This is a genomic window from Novosphingobium aerophilum, from assembly GCF_014230305.1.
In the GTDB taxonomy this organism is placed as follows: domain Bacteria; phylum Pseudomonadota; class Alphaproteobacteria; order Sphingomonadales; family Sphingomonadaceae; genus Novosphingobium; species Novosphingobium aerophilum.
The window spans coordinates 52373-69508 of the sequence record NZ_JACLAU010000015.1 but is presented as its reverse complement, the minus strand read 5'-3'; the positions used below and the strand labels follow the sequence as shown (position 1 = coordinate 69508).

Sequence of the window (17136 nt, the reverse complement as noted above, 5' to 3'; positions counted from 1 at the left end):
CTCCGTCCCGGTGGCTACCTGAGGGGCAACGGGCGACAGCGCCGCCGTTCCGGGGTGGGTGGCCACCCACCCCGGAACTTCATCGCTTCCACCAAAACGAGACACTCTCGTCCAGATACAAGGGGGCCGGTTGCTGTCCCCCTCCACCCCGCTGCCTGCGGCAGCGCGGTCCCCTCCCCCGTTGTGCTGCGCAAAACGGGGGAGGATCGGAATGACCAATCCCAGGCGCGACCAGACCTTCGAACTGATCCGCGCGCCCTATCCCTGCAGCAGGGCCGGCAGCTTACCGCTCATCCCGCGGGCTTCGTCCATGAACCACTTCTTCAGCGCGGGGGTGCGCTGGATCGCGCCCATGCCGGCGCGACGGACCAGCGAGGGGAGCTTGCCGGGGACGCCGAACAGGCGGGTGATCGTGTCGGTTGCGGCCATCACGGTCACCGCATCGACGCTGCGCCACTGCTCGTAGCGCTTCAGCACCTGCGCATCGCCGGGCTCCAGGCCCAGGCGCATGCCCTCGGCCAGGACCTCGACCAGCACGCCCACGTCGCGCAGGCCCAGGTTGAGGCCCTGCCCGGCGATCGGATGCATCCCGTGCGCGGCATCGCCGACCAGCGCGAGCCGGTCCTCGACGATGCGGGCGGTGTGCTGGAAGCTGAGCGGATAGGACATGCGCGGCGCGCAGAGCTCAACCGTCCCGAAGATCGGCCCAACCCGCTTCTGCACCTCGGCCAGGAAGGCGCGGTCGGACAGGCCGGTCCAGGCCTTCGCATCCTCCTCCGCCACGGTCCAGACCAGCGCCGAGCGGTGCCGGCCATTCTCGTCGAGCAGCGGCAGCAGGGCGAAGGGACCAGCCGGATAGAAGATTTCCCAGGCCACATTGTCATGCGGCTTCTCGTGGTACAGCGCGGTCACCATCGCCCGGTGGTGATAGTCCCACTGGGCCAGCTTGAACCCGGCATCCTCCCGTGTGGGGCTCTGCCGCCCCTCCGCGCCGACCAGCAGGCTGCCCTTCAGCACGCGCCCGTCGGCCAGGGTGGCCGAGACGCCATGAGGGCCGCGATCGCGGTCGATCACCGTGGCGGCGGTGTGCCAGGCGATGTTCGGCTCGTTCCGGGCGGCCTCGAACAGGGCCAGGCGGATGTCGCGATTGGCGAACATCCGGCCGAGCGATCCCTCGCCGGGCTCGGGCCGGAAATCGAGCCGGCCGGGCTTCATCTGATCGGTCACGGCGATCGCATCGATCGGGCAGCCTAGCGGCTCGAGCGCCGGGGCCAGGCCAATGTTGGCGAACAGGTTCCAGCTCGCGGTGGAGATCGCCGAGGCGCGCCCATCCGCGCCCTCGGCGGTCAGCTCGGCGGGATCGGCGCGGTCGATCACGTGGCTGGTGATGCCCTGCCGCGCGGCGGCCAGCGCCAGGGTCATGCCGACGAGACCGCCGCCAAGGATCACGAGGTCACGGGTGGTGTTGTCCATGCCCCGGGTCATACGCCCGCCACGGGGGGTGGGGCAAGCGGGCGTTGGGACAGGAGGGTGTGGTGCGCCCCTCCGTCAGTCCCAGACGAAGGGGCAAGTCCCCTTACCGGCAACTGTTCCCCGGCCCGCCGTCCAGATCGAGGCAACGCCCGTCGAAGCTGCCTTCGGGGATTTTCAGGCCCAGCACCCGTGCCAGGCTGGGCGCGATGTCGACCGTTTCCACCGGGGCGGGCTGTTCGAAGCCGGTCCAGCCCTTGCGCCAGAACAGCAGCGGCACGCGGCGATCGTAATCCCACGGGCTGCCGTGCGTGGCGACATAGCCGGGGCCGGCGGCGGGAATGGGGACGATCGCCCGGTTGAGCAGCATGACCACGTCGCCCGACCGCTGGGAATCGAAGCTGGCGCGGGCGCGATCGCGTAGGGTCCAGTCCTGGGGGTTGCCCGCCGGAGTCGTGACCTTGGCCAGTTCGTCGCGGGTGAACACCGCCGCGACTTGGGGGTGGGCCTTCAGCCGGGTGGCGAGCGCCGCGGCGACCCGGGCCCGCTGCGCTTCGGGGAGGGCCTTGGTCACCCAGTAATCACCGAAAGGCCCGTCACCATAAAGCAGCGGCCCTTCAACCGTCAGGCCGAGCTCGGCGGCCAGGCCCTTGCCCAGCGCCCCGGGCAGCAGCGCGGGATCGACCCGCACGGCATTGGGCAGGGCCTGGGCCGCCAGCCGCTCGGGCAGGTCGAGCCCGCCGTGGTCGGCGCTGAGCACGGCGACATAGTCCACCCCGGTCGCATCGAGCTTGGCGAACAGCTTGCCCAGCGTGCGATCGAGCTCGGCCATCTGGATGCACATTTCCAGGCCTTCGGTGCCGAAACCGTGGCCGATGTAGTCCGTGGCGGAGAAGCTGACCGACAGCAGGTCCGGAGCGGCACCGCGGCCGAGCTGCAGCTCGTCGATCAGGCGTTCGGCGAGGTCTCCGGTCGCCGCATCCATCCGCGGGGAGACGCGGAACCCGTCAGGCTGGTTGGGCGCCAGCGCGAAGCGCCCCTGCCCGACCGCGAAATCCTTGCCGGCGCTCACCGCCCGGTCGCGCGGTGCGCACCAGGCCGGTGCGGCATAGGGTGCGGCGCCGGCCTTGATCGCGGCATCCAGCGCGGCATTGGCTGCCGCGACCGCAGGAGTCGGGGTCCGCCCGCGCAGGGTGACGAACTGCCCCTTCAGATACCACCAGCCCTGGTCGATCGCCTGTCCGCCCATCATCATCACGGCCCGGTCCTTGGCCGAGACGGCGACATTGCGGCTGGCCGGATTGGCCTGCTTCATCCATTCGCCCAGGGTCGGCACCTTGAGGTGCCCGGCCGAGACCACCGGGTTGCGCGGGCTGCTGGCGGGATCGGTCTCGTCCTCGGCGCAGTAGACCGCCTTGTCGGCCCGGGCGAGGCCGGGATCGAACCAGGTGTTGGCAATGATCCCCGTGCGCGAGGGGTGTGCCCCGGTCAGCAGGGTGGAATGGCCCGGGCAGGTCTCGGTCGCGGCATGGCTCTGGAAGGCGCTGGGAAACACCCCGCCCTGCAGCAGACGGGCCAGGCCGCCGGTGTAGTGCTGGCGATACTGGGCAAAGAGATCGGCCGAGAACTGGTCGACCGAGATGGCAACCACCAGCCGCGGCGGTCCCGAGGGGGCCGGAACCACCGGCGCGACCGGGGCCGGCGCCGGCGATCGGGCAATCCGGCCATAGGGTGCGGTGCAACCGCCCAGTGCGACAAGGCTGGCCGTCAGGGACAGACCAAGCAGGGAACGGGCGACCGGACGACCATGGAAGTGGCTGGCACGAAAGGGCATCGGGGCTCCTTGAAGCTTTGCTTGTCTTGGCGCAGGCAACGCGGCAGGAACCAGCCATGCCGGGCGCCGCATGCGCGCGCAACAGGCAATTCCGTTGGAGTCGGCCCGCACCGTGAAACAGTCTTATCGCAGGCTTATGGCATTGCTGTTGCAGTGCCTTTTCGCGGTCCTGCCGGGGGTGGTGCAAGCCCAGGGCGCGGCGCCCACCCACATTGCGGCCGCGCTGCGGATCGAAGGTCCTGCCGCCCCCGGCAGCACGGTGATGGTCGCGCTCGACATGAAGCCCGCCAAGGGCTGGCACGGCTACTGGTCCAACCCCGGCGATGCCGGCTTCGGCATGACGCTCAAGTGGACGCAAGGCGATGTCGCGGCCGACGCCGACTTTGGCACGCCGCTGTACCCGGTGCCCGAAACCCTGGTGATCGCCGGGCTGATGAACCATGTCTACGAGCACGACTATGCCGTGCTGATCCCCTATCGCGTCCCGGCCAACGCGCGTCCCGGCACAGTCCTGCCGATCGCAGTGCGGGCGCAGTGGCTGGCCTGCACCGACCAGATCTGCGTCCCCGAACAGGCCCGGCTGGCGGCCGAGGTTCGGGTGGTCGCGCCCCAGGGGCCCGCCGCCACCAGCGCGCAGTTCGACGCCTGGCGCGCGCGCCTGCCCGCCCCGCTGGGCAGCCCGGCCCGGGTCGCGATCGAGGGCCCGGTGCTGCGGCTGGGCATTCCCCTGCCCGCCTCGGTCCCGCTACAGGCGCCCCATGTGTTCGTCAGCGACGAACGGGTGATCGATTACGCCGCGGCGCAGGACTTCCGCCGCCAGGGCGATCTGCTGGTGGTGACGCTGAAGCGCGCGAGCGGTGCGACCAGCCCGCCGGCCGGGTTGAACGGCGTGCTCAAGCTCAACCGGGCGGGCGACGGCCTGGCCTTCGCGGCCGCTCCCGGAGCTGTGGCCGCCGGAGGGGAGCCGATCGCCGGCGCGGCCGGAGCGACAGGACCGGGCTCGCTCATCTGGCTGGTGCTGGCCGCCCTGGGCGGAGGCCTGCTGCTCAATATCATGCCCTGCGTCTTCCCGATCCTCAGCCTGAAGGCCCTGTCCCTCGCCCGGGCGGGGGAGAGCGAGGCCGAGGCGCGGCGCGAGGGACTGGCCTATACCGCGGGCGTGGTGCTGGCCTGCGCCGGGCTCGGGGCCTTGCTCCTGACCCTGCGGGCCGGGGGCAGCGAGGTCGGCTGGGCGTTCCAGTTGCAGGACCCGTCGGTGGTCGCGCTGCTGCTGTTGCTGGCGCTGGCGATCACCGCCAATCTCGCCGGGCTTTACGAATTCGCCGTGCCGGGCTTCGTCAACCGCGCCGGCGGGAGCGGAGCCAACGGCGCCTTCGCCACCGGGCTGCTGGCCGCCTTCGTCGCCACGCCCTGCACCGGTCCGTTCATGGCCGCGGCGATGGGCGCGGCGCTGCTGCTGCCCGTGGCCGAGGCCATGCTGCTGTTCGTCGCGCTGGGCCTCGGCCTGGCCCTGCCCTTCCTGGCGATCGCCTTCGTGCCGCCGCTGCGCCGCGCCCTGCCCCGTCCGGGCGCATGGATGGTGCGCTTTCGCCACGCCATGGCCGTGCCGATGGCCCTGACCGCGCTGGCGCTCGCCTGGCTGACCTGGCGGCTCGCCGGGCCGACCATCCTGGCGCTCGACCTGATGCTGGCCGCCGCGCTGGTCGGCGTGCTGGCCGTGGTCGGTGGGCGCCAGCGCCGCGGGCTGGGCGCAGCCGGGATCGGGACGGGCGGCCTGGTCGGGCTGGGACTCGCCGCGGCACTGATCCCGCTGGTGATCGCCCCGCAGGCCCCGGACAAGGCACGTGGGGTCGTCCCGAGCCAGCCGTTCTCGGCCGCGGCGCTGGCCCGGGCCCAGGCGTCAGGCCAGCCGGTGTTCGTGTGGATGACCGCCGACTGGTGCCTGACCTGCAAGGTCAACGAACGGGTCGCGATCGAACGGACGGAAACCCGTGACGCCTTCGCTCGCGGCGGGGTGGTGGTGCTCAAGGGCGACTGGACCCGACGCGATCCGGAAATCACCCGCTATCTCGCCGGGCGCGGCGCGGCGGGGGTGCCCTTGTACGTCTGGTACCCCGGGGGCAGCGCGGCTCCGGTGACACTGCCCCAACTGCTCACGCCCGACAGCCTCACCTCGCTCACCGGCAAACGATAGGGCTGACCGGAACCAACCGGTGTTCCGCGCATTTTCGGCCAGGTAGAAGGCCGAGACGGCTGGCGGGTGCCTCGCGCTCAGCATGCCAATTCGATCCGATTGCGCGAGTACCGAAGCGACATGGCGTACAACAAGCAGGGCGGCGGGGGGACGGGACCAGGCCCAGCCGCACGCATTCTGATCATGGAAGACGAATTCATCGTCGCCATGGATCTGTCCGGCATGGCGGAGAATCTGGGGTTCGCTGTGGCGGGCCCCTTTGCCACCCTGGCCTAGGGCCTATCCGCCGTGCACCGGAGCCCGCCCGATGCCGCGATCCTCGACGTCCAACTGGCCGACGGCGAGGTCTTCCCCCTGGCCGACGAACTGGTGCGGCTGGGCGTTCCGATCATTTTCCATTCCGGCCATGCCGACGGGCGGCTGCTGCACGACCGCTATCCGGGCGCTCGCAGCGCCAGCAAGCCCTGCCCGTCCGACCTGATCGCCGGTTTCCTGCGGGAGGCGACCGCCGCGCCCCATCGGACCGGAACGGCCGAACGGCATTAGGCCGTAAACTCATAAACAGCGCCATCGAGGCGCCCAAATGGCGAACAGATCGGGCGAAGCCGCCCGCAGGGAAGGCTGGTTGCCTTTCCAAGGGCGGGTTTGGCCGAGATGGAAGCCATTTGGGCGTCCCGCAGGGATTTGCCCAGAAAGGCCCATCGCCGCGTTGGATAGGCTTGAAATAGAACCACTATTCCTGCGCCTATCCGCCTTGCGCTGGGCCTTTCTGCCTCAAACCTCGATGGCGCTGTTTATGAGTTTACGGCCTAGACTTTGGTCTTACGCCGCGCCGATTTGATCGCGGTCAAGGTTGGACCGGGGCGCGCGGCATAAACCGGTCCTGTCCAGAGGGCAGCCAGCCGCGCTCGCTCCCTCCGGCATCATTCTCCCCAACTCCCAAGGGGGCGGACGCGCTGAGCGGACGCCCCCCTTTTTTCGGTGGTCGGGCCGGTTGCCTTACACGGGTGCCAAACCCCCACCCCCATCCCCTCCCCAAGAGGAGGGAGGAGACCAGCGGTGATCGTTGGGATGTGCGGCTGGCTTGGGCTCACACCGCCGAGCTGAACCGGCGGACCGAGTCCTGGCGGTAGGGATCGAACAGGGCCGCGATCGTCCGGGCGTAGGGCAGACCTTCGGGCCGGATCTCCAGCAGGTCGCCCGCCAGATCGATCAGGCCCCGCTCGCGGAAGGGGGCCAGATCGCCGATGAGCTGTTGCATCAGGTCGGCTGGCAGATGCGCCCGGTTGTGGCAGAGCAGATCCTCGATCACGGCGCCGCGCCGCTGATCCTCGGCGCTGCGGACGATCCCGTGCGATCCGGTCAGCAGATCCTGCGACAAGAGCATGCGATAGCGACCGGCGTTCTTCTCGTTCTGGACGATCACGCCCGGAAACTGGCTGATCGCCGAGGCGCCGAGGCCCAGCAGGACGGGGGCCTGATCCTCGGTGAAGCCCTGGAAGTTGCGGTGCAGCCGGCCCGACAGTGCGGCCTGGGCCAGAGCATCCCCTGGCAGGGCGAAATGGTCGAAGCCGACCGGCTGGTAGCCCGCCGCGGTGAGCTGCTCCCAGCCATTCCAGGCCATGCGGAACCGCGCCGGCAGGTCGGGCAGGTCGCTCGCGTCGATCTGCTTCTGGCGCGGGATCAGGTGCGGGACGTGGGCATAGCCGAACAGGGCGATGCGGTCGGCCCCCAGTTCGGCCGCGCGGGCCAGCGTCTCGGCCAGATCCGCGTCGGTCTGACCCGGCAGGCCGTACATCAGATCGAAATTGAGCGAGGTGATCCCTGCCCCCCGCAGCAGATCGGTGCTGCGCGCGATCAGCTCATCCGGCTGGACCCGCCCTATCGCGGCCTGCAGGCGTGGGATCAGGGTTTGCACGCCCAGGCTGGCGCGGGTAATTCCGACGCAGCGGATCACCATGGCCCAGTCCTCGGCGAGGGTGCGCGGATCGAGCTCGATCGAGACGACCGGATCGTAGAGCGGCAGGTGGATGGTCAGGGCATCGACCAGCCGCACGAACTCCAGCGGACTCAGCGCATTGGGGCTGCCCCCGCCAAAGGCAATGCGCCGCACGCGGGTGCCTGCGGGCAGGCGCTGCCCGAACAGGGCGATCTCGCGGTGGAGCGCGTCCAGATAGCTGGTCAGCCGGGCGACCTTGTTCGATCGGCCCGTGTTGCAGCCGCAATACCAGCAGATCTGTTCGCAGAAGGGCACGTGGATGTAGAGCGAAACATCCCCCGAGACCTGTTCCAGCGCGGCGGAAAGATCGGCCGCGCCAACCCCGTCGGTGAACTCGGCCGCCGTCGGGAAGCTGGTGTAGCGCGGGACCGGTCGGGTCAGCAGGTCGGGGAAGAAAGGCCACATGGGTTGGCTATGCCTGCTCCGTGCCGGGGGTTCATTGTCGCGTGTCAATTTGCCGCGACTGGTTCTTTTTCCGCGAGCCGGTGTGACAGCCCTTGGCGCAGCAGCCCGGCTGGTCACGGCCGGGCACTTCGCCAGAGGAGAGCGGGACCGAGACCGAGCGGGCCTGTCCGTCGCCGGAGCAGACCGGGATCGAGAGGGCCCCGGCCTGGGCCGGGCTCGTGTTGAGCGCCGCCGGCAGCAGGGCCAGAAGGCCCAGCAGCACCCTGCGCCGGATCGGCCGGGTCATGACCGGGGCTCGGCCGGTGCGGGCTGATCCTCGTCGATGAGGATGCGCGCCGCGGCTCCGTCGAAATCATCGAACTGGCCATTGCGCAGGGCCCAGAAGAAGGCGACCAGCCCGAGCAGGCCCATCAGCAGGGCCAGGGGAATCAGCAGGACAAGTCCGGTCATGGGACGGCTCCGGTCACTTGGCCGCGCCCGTCAGGCGCAGCGAATTGGCGATCACGATCAGCGAGGACAGCGACATGGCCGCCGCGGCGATCAACGGGGTGACCAGGCCTGCCATGGCCAGCGGCACGGCCAGCACGTTGTAGCCAATCGCCAGGACAAAGTTCTGGCGCACCACCCGCATGGTCCGGCGTGCGGCGCGAACCGTGCGGGGAACGGCCGTGAAGGCCTCGCCCAGGAACACGAAGTCGGCGGCCTGGCGCCCCACGTCGCTGGCCGTGCCGGGCGCCATGGAGGCGTCCGCGGCGGCCAGCGCGGGTCCGTCGTTCAGCCCGTCGCCGACCATCAGCACGCGATGGCCCTGGTCCTGCAGCGCGCGGATCGCGGCCAGCTTGTCGACCGGGCTGGCCGCCGCGCGGGAATCGAGCCGGACGATCGCGGCAACCTCGCGCACGGCCGCTGGGTTGTCGCCCGACAGGATGCTGCTCGCGATCCCCAGCTCGGCCAGCTCGGCCAGGGCCTCGGGCGTATCGGGCCGGAGCCGGTCGGCAAAGCCGATCAAGCGCGCGGGCTCCCCTGCCATGTCGAGCACCGTGGCCATGCCGGTCCCCGCCTCGGGCCGCCGCAGCGCCACCGTCCGGCCCTGCCATTGCCCGCGGACGCCGTTCCCGGCCTCCTCGACCACGTCGTCGAGGATCGCCGCGCTGACCCCGCGCTGGGTCAGCGCCTCGATCAATGCGCGCGACAGGGGATGGCGGCTGTGCGACGCCAGGGCCAGGGCCACTTGCGCCGCCGCCGGATCGAGCGCGGCCAGGGAGGCCGGATCGGGCACCGGTCTGCCACCCGTAAGCGTGCCCGTCTTGTCGAGCAGGGCGCGATCGACGCTTTCGAGCCGTTCGAGCGCCGAACCGTCCTTGACCATCACCCCCTGCCGCATCAGCGCCCCGCAGGCGACCACCTGGGCCACCGGCACGGCCAGCCCCAGCGCGCAGGGGCAGGTGATGATCAGCACGGCAATGGCGATCACCAGCGACTGGTGGAGCCCGGCGCCCTGGATCATCCACCAGGCGAAGGACAGCGCCGCCAGCGTGTGCACCGCCGGGGCATAAAGACGCGAGGCGCGATCGGCGATCCGCACATAGCGTGACCGGGCCTGGCCGGCCGCACCCATCAGGCGGGCGATCTCGGCCAGGGTGGTGCCTTGTCCGGCGGCCGCGATCCTGACATCGACCGGGGCGTCGAGGTTCAGCGTGCCGGCATGGACCGCGGCGCCAGGCCCGCCCGAAACCGGGATGCTTTCGCCGGTCAGCAGGGCATTGTCGAACCGGCTTTGCCCGGTGACGATCTCGCCATCGGCGGCGAGCCGCTCGCCCGCGGCCACCCGCATGATCATCCCGGGCAGCAGATCGCTGGCCGCCACCCAGGCCAGCGTGCCGTCCTTGCCCAGCACCAGCGCGCCGGGGGCCGCCTGGCGCAACAGGGCATCGACCCCGGCGCGGGCGCGATCGCGCATCGCCGCATCGAGCGTGCGCCCGGCCAGCAGGAACAGCAGCAGCATCAGCGTGCCGTCGAACCAGGCATCGGCGCCGCCGGTGGCGGTTTCGTAAAGCGACAGGCCGGTGGCCAGGCTCACCCCGATCGAGATCGGCACGTCCATGTTGGTGCGACCCCGGCGCAGTGCGCTCCACGCCGAAACGAAGAACACCCGCCCCGCGTAGAGGATCGCGGGAACCCCGATCAGGGCCGAGAGCCAGTGAAACAGCTCGCGCGTGGGACCTTCCGCGCCCGACCAGATGCTGACCGACAGCAGCATGACATTCATCGCCGCGAAGGCGGCCACGCCCAGCGGGGCGAGCAACGGCCGCGCGGCCGAGGGTGGCGGGGCGAGTTCCGGGCTGCGTGGCTGGGCCGGGAAGCCGATCCGCGCCAGCGCCTCGATCAGCACCGGCGGCGCCAGGGCGGGATCGTGGCTCACCGCCACCTGCCGGGCGGTCAGGTTGACCCGCGCGGCATGGACCGCGGGCAGCGCGGCCAGCCCGCGTTCGACCTTGGCCATGCACCCGGCGCAATGCATCCCGGGCACGACCAGCACGGTTTCGCCCGTGGCGGGCGGCTCGAAGCGGACCGCGGCGCTCATGACACGGTCTGCTCGCTGCGCCAGCGCTGGGCCCCGGCGCGCACCTCGATCCGGATCCGCCAGCGCCCGGCGGGCACGGATCGGGTCGAACGATACGTCGCGCCTTGCGGACGGAACCGCAGCAGGTGATCCGGTGCCTGACCCAGCGGGTGCCAGGCTTCCCCTGTCACCACCGCCCGCTCGGGCGCGCCGGTGAGCGTCACCTCGATCCGGCCATCGGCGGCGCGGTGGATCGCGGCCCGCCAGCCCAGGCGGCGTTCGGCCCCGGCCTCGTCCAGCCAGCGGTTGAAATGCTGGCTGGCGACGTAGGAATTCTCGACCACCACGCCGCCGAAGGTGCGCGAGGCCAGGCTGGCCATCAGCACGTTGACGGCAATGACCACGCCGAAGAAGGCGATCATGATGGCGGCCATGTGGCGACCGGTGAACGGGCGGCGCGGGGATCGGTGTTCAGCGGCCAGAACGCTGGCAGGCATGCTCATCGCGCGTGCTCCTCTTGGTCATGTTCACGATGTTCGAGCGCTTCGTCCTCCGGCGCGTCGAAACGGGTCTCGGTGCGATCGCCCCCACCTTCGGCATCCAGCGCGGTCAGGACGAAATGGAACCCATGCTCGGCCGTGCCCGCCGGGGCGGCGACATAGACCCGCAGCGGCAGGACGCTGTCGGCCGCAACGGTCATGTCCAGGCTGCGCGCGGCCTGGTCACGGCCCATCGCGTCGCTCCACATCACCGCCCCCGGCAACCCCTCGAGCGCCACCCGCATGGCGCGCGGCCGGCGCTCCATGTTCTTGAGCTTCAGCGTCCAGGCGTTGCGCACCGCGCCGTCGCTCAGCACCATGTAGGGTGGGTTGCGATCCTTCTGCGCGGCCAGATCGATGTGCGAGCGGGTGCCGAGCGCGAACAGCAGCCCGGCCCCGATCGCCGACCAGATGCCCAGGTAGACCAGCGTGCGCGGGTGCCAGATCAGCTTGGCGTGAGGGGTCGGCGGGCAGCCCGCCTTCTCGCGCGCGGCGTCTTCCAGCGTGGCGTAGTCGATCAGGCCGCGTGGCCGCCCGACCTGCGCCATCACCCGGTCGCAGGCATCGATGCACAGCGCGCAGGTGATGCAGCCGATCTGCGGCCCCTCGCGGATGTCGATCCCGGTCGGGCAGACCGCGACGCACTGGTTGCAGTCGATGCAGTCACCGAAGGCCCCGGGGTCCCTGGCCGCCTGCTTGACGCTGCCGCGCTGCTCGCCGCGCCAGTCCTTGTAAGTGACGATAAGGCTCTTCTCGTCGAGCATGGCGGCCTGGATGCGCGGCCAGGGGCACATGTAGATGCACACCTGTTCGCGCATGAAGCCGCCGAGCCAGAAGGTGGTGAAGGTCAGCACCGCAACCGAGCCATAGGCCACCGGGGCGGCCTGGCCGGTCCAGAATTCGCGCACCAGGGTCGGTGCGTCGGCGAAGTACATGATCCAGGCGCCGCCAGTCCAGAACGAGATGACGAGATAGATCGACCACTTGAGCAGGCGGCGGGCCACCTTGCCGGCGGTCCACGGTGCCTTGTGCAGGCGCAGTTGGGCGTTGCGATCCCCGTCGATGAAGCGGTCGACATGCTGGAACAGGTCGGTCCAGACGGTCTGCGGGCAGGCATAGCCGCACCAGGCGCGCCCGACGGCGCTGGTCACCAGGAACAGCCCGATCCCGGCCATGATCAGCAGCCCGGCGACGAAGTAGAACTCCTGGGGCCAGATCTCGATCGCAAACATGTAGAAGCGGCGGTGGGCCAGATCGACCAGGATCGCCTGGTCCGGCGCATAGGGCCCGCGATCCCAGCGCAGCCACGGCGCGCCGTAGTAGATCGTCAGGGTGATCGCCATGATCGCCCATTTCAAACGGCGGAAGGTCCCGTCGATCTTCGCCGGGAAGACCCCCCGCCGCTTCTCATAGAGCCCGGTGGCGACCGGAGCCGGGTTACGCATTGTCGTTCACCTTCTGGGTGCCCTGGGCCTGTCCGACTCCCCCGGACAGGCCCCGCACTGCTGTGGCCCTACTGGGCGGCTGCCGGTGCCGTAGCATCGGCCGCGGGGGCGGCGCCTTGTCCTGGCGCAAATTTCTCGCCACCGCCGAGCGAATGGACATAGGTGGCGAGCATCTTGATCGTCACGGCGTCGAGCCGCTGGCCCCAGGCCGGCATGACCCCGGCATGGGCATTGGTGACGCTGGCGACCACGTCGGCCTGGTTGCCGCCATAGAGCCAGATCGCGTCGGCCAGGTTCGGCGCTCCGACCTGGCGGCCACCCTTGCCGTCCGGCCCGTGGCAGACCGCGCAGTTGGCCGCGAAGATCCCGGCCCCGCGCAGCGCCGCAGCACTGCCCGGCGCCACCCGGCCCGAAAGCGAGCGGACATAGCTGGCCACGTCCTCGACCTGGCCCGGAGGCAGGATGCCGTCGTGGCCAAAGCTGGGCATCAGGCTCTGCCGGGTGGTGTCATCGCCGGGGTAGCGGATGCCGTGCGTGATCGTGGTCTCGATCGCCTTGAGGTCACCGCCCCACAACCAGTCGTCGTCGTTGAGGTTGGGATAGCCCTTGCTCCCCGCCGCGCCCGATCCGTGGCACTGCACGCAGTTGACGCGAAACGCCGCCTTGCCGCCGGCGATCGCGGCCTGCATCAGCTCGGGCTTGCCCGGCAGCTCCTCGATCGGCAGGGCGGCGATGGCCGCCAGGGTCTTGGCCCGCGCCTGCTCGGCGCCGGCGGTCTCGGCGGCCAGGGCGCCGCGGCTCGACCACTTCCACAGCCCCGGCGTGCCCGAATGGGCCAGCGGCACCGCGGGATAGACCACGACATAGCCGATCGCGAAGACGATCGTGGCGTAGAAGGTGTAGAGCCACCAGCGCGGCAGCGGGGTGTTGAGCTCCTCGATGCCATCCCATTCATGGCCAACGGTCTCGATCCCGGTGGCCTGGTCCAGTCTTTTGTCAGCCATTGTCAGTGCCTCCGAAATCATCGTCGTGGAGGATCATGCGGGCCGCCGTCTCGTTGGCGGAGCGGGCACCCGGCCGGAACGGCCAGGCGCAGAGCCCGAGGAAGATCAGCGTCATCGCCAGCAGGCCCCAGCTATCGGCCAGGTGCCGCAGCAGCTCGTAGGTGGTCGGCGCGCTCATCGGCCGGTCTCCTTGGCGAGGTCTTCCTGCGCGGCGGCGGCGTTGACGTCGACCATCGTGCCGAGGACCTGGAGATAGGCGACCAGCGCGTCCATCTCGGTCAGGCGGCCCGGATTGCCGTCGAAGTCACGCGGCTGGGCCTTGGGCCAGCGCTTGGCGAGCTCGGTGGTGTCACCCATGCCGGCCTGGGCCTTCAGGTCCTCGTCGGCCTTGGCGATCTGCTCGGGCGTATAGGGCACGCCGGTGGTCGCCAGCGCCTTGATCTCGCCGGTCATCGTGCCGCCCTCGCCCGCCTTCAGATCGCGGTCCTTGAGGAAGGCGTACATCGGCATCACCGATTCCGGCACGACCGAGCGCGGGTCGGTCAGGTGCTGGACGTGCCATTCGTCCGAATAGCGCCCACCGACGCGGGCCAGGTCCGGCCCGGTGCGCTTGGAACCCCACTGGAACGGATGGTCGTACATCGATTCCGCGGCGAGGCTGTAGTGGCCATAGCGTTCGACCTCGTCCCGGAAGGGGCGGATCATCTGGCTGTGGCACACGTAGCAGCCCTCGCGGATGTAGATGTCGCGACCGGCCTGCTCGAGCGGGGTGTAGGGGCGGACCCCCTTCACCTTCTCGATCGTGTTGTCGATCCAGAACAACGGGGCGATCTCGACGATGCCGCCCACGGTCACGGCCAGGAAGGCCAGGACCCCCAGGATCGAGACATTGCGCTCGATCTTGGCGTGAGTGGAAAGCGGCGGCTTCTGGGTTGTTGCAGTCATGGTATCGGCCCCCCTCATTCGGCAGGGACGGCGGCGGGGACCAGCGGGCGGTCCTGCGCGGCGTCATAGGGAGTGTCGGTCATCGGCGCTTCGATGCGCAGCGGCGAACCGGCGATGGTCTTCCAGACGTTGACGGTCATCACCACCGCGCCGGTCAGGTAGAGCAGCCCGCCAAAGGCCCGCAGCAGATACATCGGGTGAAGCGCGGCGACGGTTTCGGCGAAGGAGTTCACCAGGTAGCCATCGGCGCCATATTCGCGCCACATCAGGCCTTGGGTGATCCCGGCCACCCACATCGAGGCGGCGTAGAACACGATCCCCGTGGTCGCGAGCCAGAAGTGCCAGTTGACCATCCGCAGCGAGTAAAGGCGTTCACGCTGCCACAGCCGCGGGACCAGGTAGTACAGCGTGGCGAAGGTCACCATGCCGTTCCACCCCAGCGCGCCCGAATGGACGTGGCCGATGGTCCAGTCGGTGTAGTGCGACAGGGCATTGACCGACTTCACCGACATCATCGGGCCTTCGAAGGTGCTCATGCCGTAGAAGGCCAGGCTCATCACGAACATGCGGATGATCGGATCGGTGCGGATCTTGTCCCAGGCGCCGTTGAGCGTCATCAGGCCGTTGATCATCCCGCCCCAGCTCGGCATCCACAGCATGACCGAGAAGACCATGCCCAGCGTCTGCGCCCAGTCAGGGAGCGCGGTGTAGTGGAGGTGGTGCGGACCGGCCCAGATGTAGAGGAAGATCAGCGCCCAGAAGTGGATGATCGACAGGCGGTAGGAATAGACCGGGCGTTCGGCCTGCTTCGGCACGAAGTAGTACATCATCGCCAGGAAGCCCGCGGTCAGGAAGAAGCCCACCGCGTTGTGGCCGTACCACCACTGGATCAGCGCGCCCTGAACCCCGGCCCAGACCGCCACCGAGTGGGCACCCACCAGGCTGATCGGCAGGTTCACATTGTTCACCAGGTGGAGCATGGCCACGGTCAGGATGAACGACAGGTAGAACCAGTTGGCCACGTAGATGTGCGGCTCGGTGCGCTTGACCAGCGTGCCGACGAAGACCGCGAGGTAAGCCACCCAGACGATCGTCAGCCACAGGTCGACGTACCATTCGGGCTCGGCATATTCCTTGCCCTGGGTGATCCCCAGGAGATAGCCGGTCGCCGCCAGGACGATGAACAGCTGGTATCCCCAGAACACGAAACGGGCGAGGCCGGGGAAGGCCAGCCTCGCCCGGCAGGTGCGCTGGACCACGTAGAACGAGGTCGCGATCAGCGCATTGCCTCCAAAAGCGAAGATGACCGCGGAGGTGTGCAGCGGCCGGAGCCGGCCGAAGGTGGTGTACTCGGTGCCGAGGTTGAGCACCGGGTAGGCCAACTGCAGCGCGATGAACAGGCCGGCGGCGAAACCGGCCATGCCCCAGAACACCGTGGCGATCACGCCCCAGCGGATCGGGTCGTCATCATAGCGGCTGTGATCGGGGCCCTTGAGCGCCCCGCGGGCGATCGCCGCGTAGTCGGTCTTGGACAGGGTGACGAACAGCCCGATCGCCGCGGCGAGCGCGACGATCGTCATGTGGACCGCGAAGCCGGTATCAGCGGCGGCGGCGATGGCCAGAATGGCGAGGAACAGCACGACCAGCCAGATGCCGGCGCGCCCAGTCAGGGTAACCATGAGCCTTCCCTCTCATGTTGCAATCGGGAAGCCCTTGGGCCCGGCGCGACCGGGCGACATTGATGACGATCAAATTCTCTGAAATCGCTGACTTTATTAGACCAAAGTCTAAATGTTGCGCTCGATCAATGTTCCCAAGTAACGATCGCGCCATCCGCCCTGTCGACGCCGCCCGGATCAGGGTCTGCAAGGGGCAGTCCCGCGGCGCGAAGGATGAGGGACATGAAAAAGTTCGCGTATCTGGCCGCAACTGTCGCTGCCCTGGCCATGACCGGCACCGCCCACGCGGGCAATCCCGATGGCAAGCTCCAGGTCAAGCTGCTGGGCACTGCGGTGCTGGTGGACGGCAAGGTCAGCCAGGTGATCAGCGACGGCGCCCGCCTGGTGGCGACCGGCGGCGTGACCAACACCGACATCAACGACAACGTCGTCCCGACCGTGGCGGTGGAATACTTCTTCACCCCCAAGGTCTCGGTCGAGACGATCTGCTGCGTCACCAGCCATCACGTGACGGTGTCGTCGGGCACGCTCAAGGGGGTGGACGCGATCGACAACGTGCAGATCATCCCGGCGACCTTCACCGCCAAGTACCACCTGCCGCTGGGCGCCATCAAACCCTACGTCGGGGCGGGTCCGACCCTGTTCCTGATGATCAACGACCGCCCCAGCGCCGCGGTCCGCGGTCTCGGCGTGACCCGCACCAAGCTGAGCAGCCAGCTCGGCTTGGCGGTGCAGGCCGGCGCCGACGTGGCGATCGGCAACGGCTACAGCCTGACGCTCGATGCGAAGAAGTACTGGGTCAGCACCGAAGCCACCTTCTACACCGCCACCGGCACCGCCCTGCAGACGCGCCACAAGCTCGACCCCTGGGTGCTGAGCGCCGGGCTTGCCTACCGCTTCTAGGGGCTATCGCTTCTGACGCTCCATCGGGGCTGACAGGAAGGCGCTCCGGGGGAAGGCCCGGGGCGCCTTTTTGTGTGCGGAACAGCAAGCGGATGGCTGATTTGGGTGGGGAGCGGACATCTTCGATCCTCCCCTGTTTCATCCGCAGGATGCAAC

At 69.4% G+C, this 17136-nt stretch carries 16 protein-coding genes; 4 read left to right on the top strand and 12 right to left on the bottom strand.

From position 1 onward, the window contains the following. Nucleotides 1-258: 258 nt before the first annotated feature. Nucleotides 259-1473, bottom strand: a complete 1215-nt coding sequence (locus H7F49_RS10785) for a UbiH/UbiF/VisC/COQ6 family ubiquinone biosynthesis hydroxylase (RefSeq protein ID WP_185683606.1) — start codon at nucleotides 1471-1473, stop codon at nucleotides 259-261. 103 nt (nucleotides 1474-1576) lie between these two features. Further along, nucleotides 1577-3304 (bottom strand): alkaline phosphatase family protein, encoded by a 1728-nt coding sequence (locus H7F49_RS10780; protein ID WP_185683605.1) that lies wholly within the window; start codon nucleotides 3302-3304, stop codon nucleotides 1577-1579. Between the two features lie 178 nt (nucleotides 3305-3482). Here H7F49_RS10780 and H7F49_RS10775 point away from each other — a divergent pair, with 178 nt between their 5' ends. The 3 genes from H7F49_RS10775 (at nucleotide 3483) to H7F49_RS10765 (ending at nucleotide 6044) form a co-directional block, all read left to right on the top strand. Continuing rightward, nucleotides 3483-5498: a protein-disulfide reductase DsbD family protein gene (locus H7F49_RS10775; protein WP_328806672.1), complete on the top strand. Its 2016-nt coding sequence runs from the start codon at nucleotides 3483-3485 to the stop codon at nucleotides 5496-5498. Nucleotides 5499-5618: 120 nt separating this feature from the next. Next, entirely contained in the window at nucleotides 5619-5774 is a 156-nt protein-coding gene (locus H7F49_RS10770; protein WP_185683603.1) for a response regulator, read from the top strand. A 12-nt stretch (nucleotides 5775-5786) separates the two neighbouring features. Beyond that, nucleotides 5787-6044, top strand: a complete 258-nt coding sequence (locus H7F49_RS10765) for a response regulator (protein ID WP_185683602.1) — start codon at nucleotides 5787-5789, stop codon at nucleotides 6042-6044. A 544-nt stretch (nucleotides 6045-6588) separates the two neighbouring features. Here the strand turns inward: H7F49_RS10765 and hemN are convergent. The 10 genes from hemN to ccoN form a co-directional block, all read right to left on the bottom strand. Continuing rightward, nucleotides 6589-7902, bottom strand: coding sequence for an oxygen-independent coproporphyrinogen III oxidase (gene hemN / locus H7F49_RS10760; RefSeq protein WP_185683601.1), 1314 nt, complete (start codon nucleotides 7900-7902; stop codon nucleotides 6589-6591). 31 nt (nucleotides 7903-7933) lie between these two features. Continuing rightward, nucleotides 7934-8188, bottom strand: a complete 255-nt coding sequence (locus H7F49_RS10755; RefSeq protein ID WP_185683600.1) for a hypothetical protein — start codon at nucleotides 8186-8188, stop codon at nucleotides 7934-7936. After that, nucleotides 8185-8352 (bottom strand): cbb3-type cytochrome oxidase assembly protein CcoS, encoded by a 168-nt coding sequence (gene ccoS / locus H7F49_RS10750; protein ID WP_185683599.1) that lies wholly within the window; start codon nucleotides 8350-8352, stop codon nucleotides 8185-8187. Before ccoS ends, H7F49_RS10755 begins: the two co-directional genes overlap by 4 nt. Nucleotides 8353-8365: 13 nt before the next feature. Beyond that, nucleotides 8366-10486 carry a heavy metal translocating P-type ATPase gene (locus H7F49_RS10745; RefSeq protein WP_185683598.1) on the bottom strand — a complete coding sequence of 707 codons (2121 nt, stop codon included), beginning with the start codon at nucleotides 10484-10486 and terminating at the stop codon, nucleotides 8366-8368. Continuing rightward, complete coding sequence (locus tag H7F49_RS10740) at nucleotides 10483-10968, bottom strand: FixH family protein (protein WP_235982086.1); 486 nt, start codon at nucleotides 10966-10968, stop codon at nucleotides 10483-10485. Before H7F49_RS10740 ends, H7F49_RS10745 begins: the two co-directional genes overlap by 4 nt. Beyond that, nucleotides 10965-12449, bottom strand: coding sequence for a cytochrome c oxidase accessory protein CcoG (gene ccoG / locus H7F49_RS10735; protein WP_185683597.1), 1485 nt, complete (start codon nucleotides 12447-12449; stop codon nucleotides 10965-10967). Before ccoG ends, H7F49_RS10740 begins: the two co-directional genes overlap by 4 nt. 68 nt (nucleotides 12450-12517) lie before the next feature. Continuing rightward, complete coding sequence (gene ccoP / locus H7F49_RS10730) at nucleotides 12518-13453, bottom strand: cytochrome-c oxidase, cbb3-type subunit III (RefSeq protein WP_185683596.1); 936 nt, start codon at nucleotides 13451-13453, stop codon at nucleotides 12518-12520. After that, nucleotides 13446-13631 carry a cbb3-type cytochrome c oxidase subunit 3 gene (locus H7F49_RS10725; RefSeq protein ID WP_185683595.1) on the bottom strand — a complete coding sequence of 62 codons (186 nt, stop codon included), beginning with the start codon at nucleotides 13629-13631 and terminating at the stop codon, nucleotides 13446-13448. The genes ccoP and H7F49_RS10725 overlap by 8 nt, the downstream gene beginning before the upstream one ends. Continuing rightward, nucleotides 13628-14398: a cytochrome-c oxidase, cbb3-type subunit II gene (gene ccoO / locus H7F49_RS10720; protein WP_185683594.1), complete on the bottom strand. Its 771-nt coding sequence runs from the start codon at nucleotides 14396-14398 to the stop codon at nucleotides 13628-13630. Before ccoO ends, H7F49_RS10725 begins: the two co-directional genes overlap by 4 nt. 14 nt (nucleotides 14399-14412) lie before the next feature. Then, nucleotides 14413-16077 carry a cytochrome-c oxidase, cbb3-type subunit I gene (ccoN, locus tag H7F49_RS10715; RefSeq protein WP_185683593.1) on the bottom strand — a complete coding sequence of 555 codons (1665 nt, stop codon included), beginning with the start codon at nucleotides 16075-16077 and terminating at the stop codon, nucleotides 14413-14415. A gap of 222 nt (nucleotides 16078-16299) precedes the next feature. Between ccoN and H7F49_RS10710 the strand changes: the two genes are divergently transcribed. Beyond that, nucleotides 16300-16980: an OmpW/AlkL family protein gene (locus tag H7F49_RS10710; RefSeq protein WP_185683592.1), complete on the top strand. Its 681-nt coding sequence runs from the start codon at nucleotides 16300-16302 to the stop codon at nucleotides 16978-16980. Nucleotides 16981-17136 lie beyond the last annotated feature (156 nt).

Excerpts from the sequence above, each read along its gene's own strand:
- H7F49_RS10785 (WP_185683606.1), bottom strand. The coding sequence starts at position 1,473 with ATGGACAACACCACCCGTGACCTCGTGATCCTTGGCGGCGGTCTCGTC.
- H7F49_RS10780 (WP_185683605.1), bottom strand. The coding sequence starts at position 3,304 with ATGCCCTTTCGTGCCAGCCACTTCCATGGTCGTCCGGTCGCCCGTTCC.
- H7F49_RS10770 (WP_185683603.1), top strand. The coding sequence starts at position 5,619 with ATGGCGTACAACAAGCAGGGCGGCGGGGGGACGGGACCAGGCCCAGCC.
- hemN (WP_185683601.1), bottom strand. The coding sequence starts at position 7,902 with ATGTGGCCTTTCTTCCCCGACCTGCTGACCCGACCGGTCCCGCGCTAC.
- H7F49_RS10755 (WP_185683600.1), bottom strand. The coding sequence starts at position 8,188 with ATGACCCGGCCGATCCGGCGCAGGGTGCTGCTGGGCCTTCTGGCCCTG.
- ccoS (WP_185683599.1), bottom strand. The coding sequence starts at position 8,352 with ATGACCGGACTTGTCCTGCTGATTCCCCTGGCCCTGCTGATGGGCCTG.
- H7F49_RS10745 (WP_185683598.1), bottom strand. The coding sequence starts at position 10,486 with ATGAGCGCCGCGGTCCGCTTCGAGCCGCCCGCCACGGGCGAAACCGTG.
- H7F49_RS10740 (WP_235982086.1), bottom strand. The coding sequence starts at position 10,968 with ATGAGCATGCCTGCCAGCGTTCTGGCCGCTGAACACCGATCCCCGCGC.
- ccoG (WP_185683597.1), bottom strand. The coding sequence starts at position 12,449 with ATGCGTAACCCGGCTCCGGTCGCCACCGGGCTCTATGAGAAGCGGCGG.
- ccoP (WP_185683596.1), bottom strand. The coding sequence starts at position 13,453 with ATGGCTGACAAAAGACTGGACCAGGCCACCGGGATCGAGACCGTTGGC.
- H7F49_RS10725 (WP_185683595.1), bottom strand. The coding sequence starts at position 13,631 with ATGAGCGCGCCGACCACCTACGAGCTGCTGCGGCACCTGGCCGATAGC.
- ccoO (WP_185683594.1), bottom strand. The coding sequence starts at position 14,398 with ATGACTGCAACAACCCAGAAGCCGCCGCTTTCCACTCACGCCAAGATC.
- ccoN (WP_185683593.1), bottom strand. The coding sequence starts at position 16,077 with ATGGTTACCCTGACTGGGCGCGCCGGCATCTGGCTGGTCGTGCTGTTC.
- H7F49_RS10710 (WP_185683592.1), top strand. The coding sequence starts at position 16,300 with ATGAAAAAGTTCGCGTATCTGGCCGCAACTGTCGCTGCCCTGGCCATG.